The sequence below is a fragment of the Streptomyces sp. NPDC060027 genome (assembly GCF_042737005.1).
Lineage (GTDB): Bacteria > Actinomycetota > Actinomycetes > Streptomycetales > Streptomycetaceae > Streptomyces.
The window spans coordinates 1-12,068 of the sequence record NZ_JBHWVI010000250.1 but is presented as its reverse complement, the minus strand read 5'-3'; the positions used below and the strand labels follow the sequence as shown (position 1 = coordinate 12,068).

Here is a 12,068-nt window from a genome sequence, read left to right as displayed (position 1 = left end):
ACTCTCAGGAGTGGCCGGCCCCCGTTCGTTCGTTCGAGCAAGCCTCCGATCAGCGAAAGCGCTACCGGCACGACATCCGCGTACGGCAGGATCTTTGGATGGAGCGCGTACGTGATGTGAGTGAACTGCCGAAGGCCCATCTGCACCTGCACTTCACCGGGTCGATGCGGCACACCACCCTGCTGGAACTGGCCGACAAGTACGGCGTACGGCTGCCGGACGCGCTGACCAGCGTGGAACCGCCGAAGCTGCGGGCGACCGACGAGCGCGGCTGGTTCCGCTTCCAGCGCCTGTACGACGCCGCGCGGTCGTGCCTGAGAGAGCCCGAGGACATCCAGCGGCTGGTGCGCGAGGCCGCCGAGGAGGACATCAAGGACGGCTCCGGGTGGCTGGAGATCCAGGTCGACCCGACGTCGTACGCCCCGCGCCTCGGCGGTCTGATCGCGGCTCTGGAGGTCATCCTCGACGCGGTGGACTCGGCCGTGCGCGACACCGGACTCGGGATGCGCGTCCTGGTGGCCGCGAACCGTATGAAGCACCCGCTGGACGCCCGCACGCTGGCCCGGCTCGCCGTGCGGTACGCCGACCGGGGCATCGTCGGTTTCGGACTCTCCAACGACGAGCGACGGGGCATGGCGCGGGACTTCGACCGGGCCTTCGCCATCGCGCGGGAGGGCGGGCTGATGTCCGCGCCGCACGGCGGCGAGCTGACCGGGCCCGCCTCGGTCCGCGACTGCCTGGACGATCTGCACGCCTCGCGGATCGGCCACGGGGTGCGGGCCGCCGAGGACCCGCGGCTGCTGAAGCGCCTCGCGGACCGCGGGGTGACCTGCGAGGTGTGCCCCGCCTCGAACGTCGCCCTGGGCGTCTACGAGAAGCACGCCGACGTCCCCCTGCGAACACTGTTCGAAGCCGGGGTGCCGATGGCCCTCGGCGCCGACGACCCGCTGCTCTTCGGTTCCCGGCTCGCCGCCCAGTACGAGATCGCCCGCCGCCACCACGCCTTCACGGACCCGGAGCTGGCAGAGCTGGCCCGCCAGTCCGTCCGCGCCTCGGCAGCCCCGGAGGACGTCCGGGCGAAGCTGCTGGCCGGCGTCGACGACTGGCTGACTTCCTAGCCGCTTCTCAGGCCCCCGCCGACTCCACCGCGTCCCTGGGCGCGATCCCGGCGAGCAGGGTGCGGGCGAGAGCCGGGGCGAAGGTGTCCAGAGGCGGGGGCGTGCCCTCCGGGGTGGCGTCGTAGGCGAACGCGCGCTGCGCGCAGGCGCCGAGCAGGAGGGACGCGGCCGCGTAGGTGTCGGAGTCCGGCTGGATACGCCCGGCCCGCTGCTCCGCCCGCAGATAGGCGGCGACGCCCAGGATGGGCATGTGGGGGCCCGCGTCCATGGCCCGCATGGCGTCGTCGTGGCGGCGCTTGAGCTGCGTCTCCGCGTACAAGGAGGCGGCGATCGGGAAACTCTGCTCATAGAAGAGGGCCGCCCGGCGGGCGATCTCGGTGAGGTTCTCCTCCAGCGAGTGCTCCCCCGGCTCGGCCGTCAGCCGCTCCAGGAGAGGGCCCAGCTTGGGCAGCCGCTCCTGAAGGACCCGGATGAACAGCTCTTCCTTGCTCGCGAAGTACTTGTAGAGCGCGGCCTCGGAGCAGCCGGCCGCCCTGGCGATCTCCTTGGTCGTGGCGCGGGAGAGACCGAGGGTGAGCATGAGCTCGTGCGCCGCGTCGAGGATGCGGATCCTGGCCGGTTTCGACGGCGTGGGCTCCGTGGCGGTTTTCTGCTGCATGGGGCCCAAGGATTCCATGGCACACCCTCTCGGGGTTGACGGGTGGGTGAGTACTTACTCACCCTAGAGGGAAGCACAGGTGAGTGAACACTCACCCTCCCATCTCCATCCAGCGGAGCAGGTCATGAAACTCACCGTTCTCGGTGCCACCGGAGGCATCGGCCAGGAGATCGTCCGCCAGGCCCTGGGCGCGGGCCACCAGGTCACGGCCGTCGTACGGGACCCCGCGCGGCTGACTGTCACGGGCGCGGGTCTGGAGGTGTTCCGCGCGGATCTCACCGACCCTCGGGCGCTGCGCCCCGCCGTCGCGGCCCGGGACGCGGTCCTGTCCGGCCTGGGCGCGCGCAGCCGCAAGGACGCCGGGGTCGCGGCCCGGCTCACCCGTACGGTGCTGGACGCCATGGAGGCGGAGCAGGTCCGTCGGCTGCTGGTGGTGAGCGCGAGTCCGGTCGGCCCCGCCGCCGAGGACGACGCGTTCGCCGACCGCGCCATGCGCAGGCTGATCTCCGGCATCCTCAAGGACGTCTACGCCGACCTGAGGGAGATGGAGGGCGAGCTGGCGGCCAGCGCCACGGACTGGACCGCCGTCCGTCCGCCCCGGCTTCAGGACAAGCCGCTGACCGGCACCTATCGCACGGTCGTGGGAGGCACCCCGCGGAAGAGCCGCTTCATCGCGCGCGCCGACGTGGCCCATGCGATGCTGGCGATGATCGACGACCCGGGGACCGTGAAGCAGGGCGTGGGCGTCGCCTACTGAGGCCTGCCCGAACCCGCCGGGCTCGGCCCTTCGTCGGAGCCCGTCAGGGCCGCCGGAGCCCTAGAGGCTGGCGTTCACCGTCACCGGCTCGTTGACCAGGGTGATCCCGAAGGCGTCGTGGACACCTGCGACGACCTCCCGGGCCAGCGCGAGGAGATCCTCTGTGGTGGCCCCGCCCCGGTTCGTCAGGGCGAGCGTGTGCTTGGTGGAGATGCGGGCGGGCCCGGTTCCGTAGCCCTTGGTGAAGCCCGACTTGTCGATCAGCCAGGCCGCGGAGGTCTTGGTGTGTCCCTCCCCGGCCGGGTACGCGGGCGGTACGGCGTCGGCGCCGAGCCGCTCCTTCACGCGCGCGTGGAACGCGGTGAACGCCTCGTCCGTGAGGATCGGGTTGGTGAAGAACGACCCGGCGGACCAGGTGTCGTGATCCTCGGGGTCGAGCACCATGCCCTTGCCGGCCCGCAGCTTCAGGACGGTCTCGCGGGCGTCGCCGAGGGCCACGCGGTCGCCGGGCTCCACACCGAGCGCGCGGGCCGTCTCGGCGTACTTGACCGGCGCCGACAGCCCCCGCGCGTCCTCCAACTCGAAGCGCACGCGCAGCACCACATGGCGGTCGGGCTCGGCCTTGAAGCGGCTGTGACGGTACGAGAAGGCGCACTCGGCGTTGGTCAGCGTGACCGTTTCCCGGGCCATCCGGTCATAGGCGATCACCTCGGTGATCGTCGACGACACCTCCTGGCCGTACGCGCCCACGTTCTGGATCGGTGTCGCGCCCGCGGAGCCGGGGATACCGGCGAGGCACTCGATCCCGGCGAGCCCGGCCTCGACGGTGCGGGCGACCGCGTCGGTCCACACCTCGCCCGCGGCCAGCTCCAGCCTCGTACCGTCGAGCGAGAAGCCCTTCGTGGCGATGCGCAGGGCGGTCCCGGCGAAGCCCTTGTCGCCGATGACCAGGTTCGATCCACCGCCGATGAGCAGCAGCGGCGTACCGGCGTCGTCGGCCTCGCGCACGGCGGCGACCACCTCGGCGTCGGTCGTGGCGGTGATCAGCCGGGCGGCGGGACCGCCCAGGCGGAAGGTGGTCAGCGGGGCCAGCGGGGCATCGTGGAGTTCCTGCACGCGCCCAAGACTACGAGAAGGGGCGGGGGCGCCCGGCCACCGGTGCTCCGCGGGCAGGCGAACGGCCCCGCCGGTGGGGCGGGGCCGTCCTGGTGCCGAGGGCCTGGCCGAGGTCGCTTCCCTGGGGGTTCGGCCCGGTGGCTTCGTTCCGGGCTTCAGCGGGAGGCGGTTTCGAGGGCGGGAGTCGTGAGCGGGTCGCCTTCGAGCCGGTCCGCCTCGGGCGAGCCGGCCGCGAGGTCGTGCGCCGGGTCCTCGGCCGTCCCGGTCCGCGCCGCGCGCCGGGCGGCCGGGATGAACAGGGTCGCGACGCCCGCGAGGGCGACGACCGAGGCCCCGACCACGAGCGCGGGCCGCAGCCCGTCGATGAAGCTGTGCGCGGTCTCGTAGCCGCCCTGCGCCGAGAAGATCGAGGACATCACCGCGATACCGAGCGCACCGCCCACCTCGCGCAGCGCGTTGTTGGCGCCGGAGGCGATGCCCTGCTCCTGCGGCCGGACGCTGGACATGACCAGGCTGGAGGCCGGGGCGAAGTAGAGGGACATCCCGATGCCGCTGATGATCAGCGCGGGCAGCTGGGAGGCGTACGAGGCGTCGACGGCGACCACGGCGGCGTAGTACGCGAGCCCGACGGCCTGGAGGAAGAGCCCGGTGGCGACGACGGGGCGGCCGCCGACGCGGTCGGACAGGTAGCCGGCGATGGGCGCGACGAGCATCGGCATACCGGTCCAGGGCAGCATCCGCAGCCCCGCCTCGGTCGGCGAGTAGCCCAGCACGCCCTGCATGTACTGGCTGAGCAGGAAGATCGAGCCGAACATCCCGAGGAACATCAGCAGGCTGGCCGCGTTGATCCCGGCGAAGGCGCGGGAGCGGAAGAGCCGCATCGGGAGCATCGGGTTCTTGGCCCGGGTGCCGTGGACGACGAAGCCGGTGAGCAGCGCGGCACCCGCGAGCAGGCCGGTCAGGACGACCGGGCTGGTCCAGCCGTCGGCGGGCCCGCGGACCAGGCCGTACACGATCCCGAAGAGGCCGCCGCTGGCGAGCAGGGTGCCGGGGAAGTCGAGCCGGGCGCCGGCGCCGAACGACTCGGACAGCCGCAGCCGGGCGAGCGGGAGCACGGCGAGACCCAGCGGAACGTTCAGCCAGAAGATCCAGTGCCAGGAGACGTGCTCGGTGAGGCTGCCGCCGATGAGGGGCCCCGAGGCGACCGCGAGCCCGTTGACGGCACCCCAGATCCCGTACGCCATCCCGCGCTTGGCGGCCGGAACCGCTGCTGTCAGCAGGGTCAGGGTCAGCGGCATCATGATCGCCGCGCCGACACCCTGGACCGCGCGGGCGGCGATCAGGGAGTCGATGCCGGGCGCCATGGCCGCGGCGGCGGAGGCGCCGGTGAAGACGCTCAGGCCGACGAGGAAGAGCCTGCGGCGGCCGAACCGGTCGCCGAGCGCCGCGCCGAACATCAGCAGGACGGCGAAGGTGAGCGTGTAGGCGCTCACGGTCCATTCCAGGTCGTCCAGACCTCCCCCGAGGTCCTTGCGGATGGAGGGCAGGGCGGTGGTGACGACGAGATTGTCGAGAGCCGCCATGAAGCCGGCGACGCCGGTGATGACGAGGGCCCACGCGGCTCCGCCGCGCCGCCCGGTCGGCGCCGTGGCCGGATCCCCCGCCGCCGGGGCCGGTCCCTCGGGCGATTCCGTAGCCGGTGCCGGGTCCGGTGCCGCCGATCCGTTCTTCGCTGTCCGTGCCGTCCGCTGAGACATCGCTCCCCCAGAAGGTGATGTGATTCGGTGGTTAGTTATTGATGACTAACTTTTGCGCTCATGAAAAGGCGCCGAAATCCGCCCCCGCCATGCACTACCTCTCCAGCGGGCCCGTGACCCGCGCCGACGGATAGAGCCCTGCCCAGACCCGGTGCTCGGGCGGGAACCCCATCGCCACCAGGCAGTTGACGAGCATTCCGTACGCCATGAAGGTCGTGGTCCCGTCCGCGTCGGCTCCGAGCGGCACGTGAACCGCGTCCCAGAGCCGCATCCAGCCGGCCCGGACCGCCTCGCCGAGCTCGTGATCGCCGCCCTCCTCGGCGGCCGCCACCGCGACGTACATCTGCATCTGCATCAGCAGCCGCTCCGGATGCTCCGCGATCACGTCGACGTAGGCCCGCGCCATGGCATGCAGGGCCTCTTCGCCCTCCAGCCCCTCGGCGGCCTCCTCGAACGTGCGCCGGGCGAGCTCCATGCAGTGCTCGGCGGCCGCGAGGAAGATCGCCTTCTTGCCCGGGAAGAGCCGGAAGAGGTACGGCTGCGAGACACCCACGCGCTTGGCGATCGCCTCGGTGGACGTGCCGTGGTAGCCGCCGCGGGCGAACTCGATCATCGCCGCGCGAATGACGCTCTCGCGCCTCTCCTCTGCGCTCATCCTGACCATGCGGCTAAGTTAGTACTCAATCACTAACTAAGTCAAGGGGTGGGTGCTGGGGCTTGGGGGTCGCCTACCCACGGTGCCGTGCCGTGCCTCGCCGTGCCGTGCCCCACTCGCCTCACCGGCAAGGAACGAGTAAGGGGCGCCCGCAATGGCGGGCGCCCCTTACTCGGCCTTCGGATCCTGATCAGGATCAGGATCAGGATCAGGCGAGTCGCACGACCGCTCGCGACATCCCCAGCACCTTCTGCCCGTCACTGGTCGCCGTGAGGTCGACGCGGACGGTGTTGTCGTCGAGCTTGGCCGCGACCTTGCCGCTGACCTCGATCGTGGCGCCCTTGTCGTCGTTCGGGACGACGACGGGCCTGGTGAAGCGAACGCCGTACTCGCTGACCGAGCCCGGGTCGCCGACCCAGTCGGTGACCACGCGGATCGCCTCGGCCATGGTGAACATGCCGTGCGCGATGACGTCGGGAAGGCCCACCTCGACCGCGAACTTCTCGTTCCAGTGGATCGGGTTGAAGTCCCCGGAGGCTCCCGCGTACTGCACGAGCGTGGCACGCGTCACGGAAAACGTCTGCGCCGGCAGCTCGGTGCCGACCTCGACGTCCGCGTAAGAGATCTTCGCCGTCATGTCAGCCCACCTCCGCCGCACGGGACACGAGCTTCGTGACGGCCGTCACGACGTGCTCGCCGGCCTCGTCGTGGACCTCGCCACGGACGTCCAGGATGTCGTTGCCCGCGAGGGACTTGATCGCCTCGATGGTCGAGGTGACCGTGAGCCGGTCACCCGCGCGCACCGGGCGGGTGTACACGAACCTCTGGTCGCCGTGCACCACCCGGCTGTAGTCGAGGCCCAGTTGCGGGTCCTGGATGACCAGCCCCGCGGCCTTGAACGTGATGGCGAACACAAAAGTCGGCGGGGCGATCACATCGGGGTGCCCGAGCGCACGTGCGGCCTCGGGGTCCGTGTACGCAGGGTTGCTGTCCCCCACGGCCTCCACGAACTCGCGGATCTTCTCCCGGCCGACCTCATAGGGGTCGGTGGGCGGGTAGGACCGCCCTACGAAGGACTGGTCGAGCGCCATGGGCTCGGCACCTCCTGGTTGTCGTCGCCGCACTGGTTGTCACGGCTGGAGCGACCGTCCTAGCCGGACGGCCTATCTTCGCTCACGGGGTCCACGCATGACGCCTGGCCCGCGCCGGACATCGGTTCCACAACGACGCGAGGCCGCCCCCCGAAGGGGACGGCCTCGTGTACGAGCCTGAATTATCGCGTTTCGCGGTGCGCGGTGTGCGCGTTGCAACGCGGGCAGTGCTTCTTCATCTCCAGTCGGTCCGGGTTGTTACGCCGGTTCTTCTTGGTGATGTAGTTCCGCTCCTTGCACTCCACGCAGGCCAGCGTGATCTTCGGGCGGACGTCGGTGGCAGCCACAGGAGTGCTCCTTGACGAACGGATGGGACATTAACGCATAGAAGAGTAGCCGATCGAAGGACCGACCCCACAATCGGCTACTGTCAGTAGCGGTGACCGGACTTGAACCGGTGACACAGCGATTATGAGCCGCTTGCTCTACCGACTGAGCTACACCGCTGAGATGCGATCGGATCCCGCCTTGCGACGGGAACCTTTCGCACCAGAGCCCCAATACGGAATCGAACCGTAGACCTTCTCCTTACCATGGAGACGCTCTACCGACTGAGCTATTGGGGCGAGCGATGAAGACATTACACGGTCCTCCACCGATCGCCCAAATCCGTTTCGCGGCACCCGCCCCGGCCTGTTCCCACGCGCTTCCCCAGACGTTCCCAGAACCCCTCACCGGCCCCTCGGACCCCCTGCGTCACACGGGGTGACGGCCTTCCGGCCGCCCTCGGACACCGGGCTGAACGGACAGCCGGAGGGCACGGGCAGCGGCCAGAGGGCGGCGGGGCGGGCCGGTGCGCGCGGCGGTTCGGGGATCGGCCCGGCGGCCCCGGGATGGCCGGTCCCCGGCCCGTCGACGGGCCACACCGGTACGACTATTGCGCTCCTCCCCGACGTTGACGGGTCGCCGCCCTAGGCTCGACTCACGTTGCGTGATCTTGTCTCCCCACGCTCCGTAGTCGTCCCTCCCGCAGCCGCCCCGAGCCCCAGGAGTGCGATGCCCGACAGTCAGCAGCAGCCGCCCCACTCCTCGGCGGGACAGACCGACACGGCCGCACTCCTGCTGTGCGGGGCGCGGCTCACCGACGGCCGGGCCGTGGACGTACGGCTGGGCGGTGGGCGTATCGAGGCGGTCGGTACCGCCGGAAGCCTCGCGGCGGGTGCCTCGGGGGCTCTCGCCGCGAAGGTGGACCTCGACGGCTACCTCCTGCTGCCCGCCCCCGCCGAGGCCCACGCGCACAGCGACACGGCCCTCGCGGCCGACGACGACGGACCTCTGGCGTACGACGACCAGGAGATCCAGCGCCGGGCCACCGAAGCCGCCCTGCTGCAACTCGGCCACGGCGCCACGGCGTTGCGGTCCCATGTGCGCGTCGGAGACGTACAGGGGCTGGACGCGCTGGCGGCGGTGCTTCAGGTACGGCGGTCGCTGCGGGGGCTCGCGGAGCTGACGACGGTGGCGATGCCGCGGCTGCTGACGGGTGCGGCCGGCGCCGACGGGCTCGCGATGCTGCGGGACGCCCTGAAGATGGGCGCTTCCGTGGTGGGCGGCTGCCCGGACGCGGACCCCGATCCGACGGGGTACGTGGAGGCGGTCCTGGAGCTCGCCTCCGAACACGGCTGCCCGGTCGATCTGCACACGGACGCCGCCGATCCCGCCCGGCTCGCCCGACTCGTGGCGATGGCGGGCGGCTTGCGGCCCGGGGTGACGCTCGGCCCGTGCGGCGGGCTCGGCCGGCTGCCCGTCGAGGTGGCCTCCCGCGCCGCGGACCAACTGGCCGCGGCCGGAGTGACGGTGGTGTGCCTGCCGCAGGGCGGCTGCGGATCGGCGGACCGGCGCGGCACCGCTCCCGTACGGCTGTTGCGGGCGGCCGGAGTACGGGTCGCGGCCGGCAGTGGCGCCCTGCGTGACCTGTCCAACCCGGTGGGACGCGGGGACCCGCTGGAGGCCGCCTACTTGCTGGCCTCGCGGTACGGGCTGCGCCCCGAGGACGCGTACGACACGGTGAGTTGTGCCGCCCGGGCCGCCATCGGGCTGCCCGAGGTCCGCGTGGAGGCCGGATTCCCGGCCGAGTTGCTCGCCGTACGCGGGGACCGGCTCTCGGGGGCGCTGTCGCTCGCGTACAGCCGGATCGTGGTGCACCAGGGGCGCGTGGTGGCGCGGACGAGCGCAGTGCGGGAGTACTGCAACTCGGCCGCCGAGCCGGGGATGGAACTGCCTCGGCAGGGCCGCGGAGAACCGTCATAGCCGGTGCGGAACGCGCGGCGGACGCAGGCCCGGACGGAGATGGGCGGGTCGGCACGCGAGGCGGACGCGTGGCGGACGGAGATGGGCAGGTCTGCACGCGAGGTGGACGGTCCCGCGCGCGTGGAGGTCGTTGTACGCCCTCCACGCGCGCGGGACTTCGCGGGACAGGCCTACCCGCCGTCACGCGTCCGACCGTGTCGCTCCATGAGCTCCCGGGGTCTCTGCGGCCCGACCGGGCGCCTGCCCCGGACTCCCTGTTCCTGGCGTCCGCCGCTCCCCCGGGATTTCAGCGAGCCTTTCGCGGGCTCGCGTCCGTGCTCTAGAACCCGCCGCCACCCAGGAGGGCACCGCCCAGCGAGTCGCCCCCGGGAACCTTGTCCACGGGCATCTCCGCGGCCCCCGACGGCGCGCTGACGTCACCCGCCTCCGAGAACTTCAGGACGAGCGGCAGCTTGGCGGACTTCGGACCGTCGGCGAGGACGGCCAGGTCGACCGTGATCTGCCGGAGGTCACCGTTCTTCAGCGTGAAGTCGACGGCGACCTTCTTGTTCGGAGCGTCCTTGAGGTCCTTCGCCGTGGGGAGTTCCGCGCCTGCGGGAAGGTCGTCCTGCAGCGGCCGGAGCTTGTCGAAGACACCGGTGAGCAGGTCACGGAAGTTGCCCTTGGCGACGACGTGCTCGACACCGTCCGCGCCGCTCTTGGTCCGGAAGGTGACCTCGTGCGCGATGACACGGCTTACGGCGTCGAGGATCTTCTTCTGGGTCTTGGCGTCGATGTCGTCGGCACCGGCCCCCTTCGAGGCGCCCCCGGCGGCCTTCCGGGAACTCTCCAGCTTCTTGGTGTCGACCTTCACCCAGTCCCCTTCGAGGACCTTCTTCATCTCCTTCTCGCTCGGGGGAAGGTCGTCGGCCGTCGGCATGGGAAAGCCCATCGCCTTGCCGACGGCCTTCAGGTCCGCGCGGTAGTACGTGAAGTCGCCGACCATCCGGTACTCGACCAGGACGCCGTCGGCCCCCGTGATCTTCATGCTCGTCCCGATGAGGTCCTTCTCACCCGAATCCGCCAGCGGCTTCTTGGACTTGACGGAGACATCGATGCGCAGCCCGCTGAGGAGCTTCGCGAACTCCGGCGGAAGCGCCTCCTCGGGACCGGACTCGCCCGCCAGCTTGTTGATCGCGTCGGCATCGGCGTCGAGGTCCAACTGGAAGGCGAGGGACTTCTGTTCGCCGAGCCGGTCGACGGCGTGGTCCACCTTCTGCCCGGCCGTGAGGTTCTCGACCGTGCCGCAGGCGGCCGCCGTGGCGAGGAGGACAGCGGTGCAGCCGGTCGCGATGACGGCCTTGCGTATGACGGTGATGATGGTCTCCTCTACGACGCCGTACGGGCCCGCACGGCGTTCTTTCGTTCGCGTGTTCACTCGCTCTCGCGGTGATCACCCGTACTTCCACAGTGATCACCCATGTGACTCACGAGGTGCCCATAGGGTTGTGCGGCGAACGCGCTCATCCGGGCGTACGGTCGGAAACATGCGCATTGTCATCGCTGGTGGTCATGGTCAGATCGCGCTGCGGCTGGAGCGGCTGCTCTCCGCGCGCGGGGACGAGGTCGCGGGGATCATCCGCCGTGCCGAACAGGGCGACGATCTGCGGGCGGCCGGCGCCGAGCCGGTCCTGTGCGATCTGGAGACGGCATCGGTGGAGGAGGTCGCCGCGCACCTGCAGGGCGCGGACGCGGCCGTGTTCGCGGCGGGCGCGGGCCCGGGCAGCGGAGTGGACCGCAAGGAGACGGTGGACAAGGGCGCCGCGATCCTGTTCGCGGACGCCGCGGAGCGGGCGGGCGTACGCCGGCACGTGGTCGTCTCCTCGATGGGCGCGGATCCGGCCCACCCGGGCGACGACATCTTCGACGCGTATCTGCGAGCCAAGGGCGAGGCCGACGCGTACGTACGTCGTACGGGCCTGGACTGGACCATCCTGCGTCCCGGCAGCCTGATCGACGACGCCGGGACCGGCCTCGTACGCCTGGAGGCCTCCACCGGCCGCGGAATGATCCCCCGCGACGACGTCGCCGCGATCCTCGCGGAACTGGTCGACACTCCGGCGACGACCGGCCTGACCCTGGAAGCGGTCAGCGGCTCGACACCGATCTCGGTCGCGGTGAAGTCGGTGGCGGGCAACTAGCCCACGCCCCATCCCGGTGCCGGTAGCGGTGCCGGTGGCGATGGCGGTACCAGTGGCGGTGCCGGTGCGGTTGCGATGGCGGTACCAGTGGCGGTGGCGGTGCGGTGCCGGATCAGAACAGCGGGAGCTGGCCGGGGAATTCCGGGACGGTGTACCCGTCCAGCGCGGGCTGCGCCGCCCCGATGAGGGCCTGTCGGCGCGAACCGGGGCACGAAACCAGTTCCCCGATCCCCCGCGCGCCGGGCGGATCGTGCCGGGCGAACCGCCCCGCGACGACGGCGATCTCCCTACGGCACTCGGGGCAGTTCCTGCGACGCGATGACATGGGATCAGTGTGCCCCGAGGTCCCCGACTTGCGTCGCCGCGCCCGTCGCAGTACGTAACGACGACGAGGGCGCGGCAACCTGCCGAGGGCATGACTAAGGGCCC

The 12,068-nt window shown here is 71.1% G+C and carries 13 protein-coding genes and 2 tRNA genes; 4 read left to right on the top strand and 11 right to left on the bottom strand.

Annotated features, from left to right (window positions below; genetic code table 11):
* Positions 1-98: 98 nt before the first annotated feature.
* Positions 99-1,118, top strand: coding sequence for an adenosine deaminase (locus ACFWBT_RS37070; RefSeq protein ID WP_385707498.1), 1,020 nt, complete (start codon positions 99-101; stop codon positions 1,116-1,118).
* Between the two features lie 7 nt (positions 1,119-1,125).
* Here ACFWBT_RS37070 and ACFWBT_RS37065 read toward each other — a convergent pair whose 3' ends face one another.
* Positions 1,126-1,776, bottom strand: a complete 651-nt coding sequence (locus ACFWBT_RS37065; RefSeq protein WP_385707496.1) for a TetR/AcrR family transcriptional regulator — start codon at positions 1,774-1,776, stop codon at positions 1,126-1,128.
* Between the two features lie 124 nt (positions 1,777-1,900).
* On the opposite strand from ACFWBT_RS37065, the gene ACFWBT_RS37060 reads away from it, so the two are divergent.
* Positions 1,901-2,533, top strand: a complete 633-nt coding sequence (locus tag ACFWBT_RS37060) for an NAD(P)-dependent oxidoreductase (RefSeq protein ID WP_385707494.1) — start codon at positions 1,901-1,903, stop codon at positions 2,531-2,533.
* A gap of 60 nt (positions 2,534-2,593) precedes the next feature.
* On the opposite strand, the gene ACFWBT_RS37055 is transcribed toward ACFWBT_RS37060, so the two are convergent.
* The 8 genes from ACFWBT_RS37055 to ACFWBT_RS37020 form a co-directional block, all read right to left on the bottom strand.
* The gene (locus ACFWBT_RS37055) at positions 2,594-3,649 is read right to left on the bottom strand and encodes a UDP-N-acetylmuramate dehydrogenase (protein ID WP_385707492.1); all 1,056 of its coding nucleotides are present in this window, start codon (positions 3,647-3,649) and stop codon (positions 2,594-2,596) included.
* A gap of 155 nt (positions 3,650-3,804) precedes the next feature.
* A complete protein-coding gene (locus ACFWBT_RS37050) occupies positions 3,805-5,232 on the bottom strand; it encodes a DHA2 family efflux MFS transporter permease subunit (protein ID WP_385707500.1) in 1,428 nt (475 codons plus the stop codon).
* Positions 5,233-5,500: 268 nt separating this feature from the next.
* On the bottom strand, positions 5,501-6,070 hold the full coding sequence (locus ACFWBT_RS37045; protein ID WP_385707490.1) for a TetR/AcrR family transcriptional regulator: 570 nt from the start codon (positions 6,068-6,070) through the stop codon (positions 5,501-5,503).
* 199 nt (positions 6,071-6,269) lie between these two features.
* On the bottom strand, positions 6,270-6,698 hold the full coding sequence (locus ACFWBT_RS37040) for a MaoC family dehydratase (RefSeq protein ID WP_385707488.1): 429 nt from the start codon (positions 6,696-6,698) through the stop codon (positions 6,270-6,272).
* 1 nt (position 6,699) lies between these two features.
* On the bottom strand, positions 6,700-7,152 hold the full coding sequence (locus ACFWBT_RS37035) for a MaoC family dehydratase N-terminal domain-containing protein (RefSeq protein WP_385707486.1): 453 nt from the start codon (positions 7,150-7,152) through the stop codon (positions 6,700-6,702).
* A gap of 182 nt (positions 7,153-7,334) precedes the next feature.
* The gene (gene rpmG, locus ACFWBT_RS37030) at positions 7,335-7,499 is read right to left on the bottom strand and encodes a 50S ribosomal protein L33 (RefSeq protein ID WP_003948671.1); all 165 of its coding nucleotides are present in this window, start codon (positions 7,497-7,499) and stop codon (positions 7,335-7,337) included.
* An 87-nt stretch (positions 7,500-7,586) separates the two neighbouring features.
* Positions 7,587-7,659, bottom strand: a tRNA-Met gene (locus ACFWBT_RS37025).
* Between the two features lie 46 nt (positions 7,660-7,705).
* Positions 7,706-7,778 (bottom strand) — tRNA-Thr (locus ACFWBT_RS37020).
* Between the two features lie 430 nt (positions 7,779-8,208).
* On the opposite strand from ACFWBT_RS37020, the gene ACFWBT_RS37015 reads away from it, so the two are divergent.
* The gene (locus ACFWBT_RS37015; protein WP_385707484.1) at positions 8,209-9,459 is read left to right on the top strand and encodes an amidohydrolase family protein; all 1,251 of its coding nucleotides are present in this window, start codon (positions 8,209-8,211) and stop codon (positions 9,457-9,459) included.
* Positions 9,460-9,778: 319 nt separating this feature from the next.
* Here the strand turns inward: ACFWBT_RS37015 and ACFWBT_RS37010 are convergent, their stop codons facing one another.
* Positions 9,779-10,876: a hypothetical protein gene (locus tag ACFWBT_RS37010; protein ID WP_385707482.1), complete on the bottom strand. Its 1,098-nt coding sequence runs from the start codon at positions 10,874-10,876 to the stop codon at positions 9,779-9,781.
* A 109-nt stretch (positions 10,877-10,985) separates the two neighbouring features.
* On the opposite strand from ACFWBT_RS37010, the gene ACFWBT_RS37005 reads away from it, so the two are divergent.
* Positions 10,986-11,639 (top strand): SDR family oxidoreductase, encoded by a 654-nt coding sequence (locus tag ACFWBT_RS37005; protein ID WP_385707480.1) that lies wholly within the window; start codon positions 10,986-10,988, stop codon positions 11,637-11,639.
* A 112-nt stretch (positions 11,640-11,751) separates the two neighbouring features.
* Here the strand turns inward: ACFWBT_RS37005 and ACFWBT_RS37000 are convergent, their stop codons facing one another.
* Positions 11,752-11,964: a hypothetical protein gene (locus tag ACFWBT_RS37000; protein ID WP_385707478.1), complete on the bottom strand. Its 213-nt coding sequence runs from the start codon at positions 11,962-11,964 to the stop codon at positions 11,752-11,754.
* Positions 11,965-12,068 lie beyond the last annotated feature (104 nt).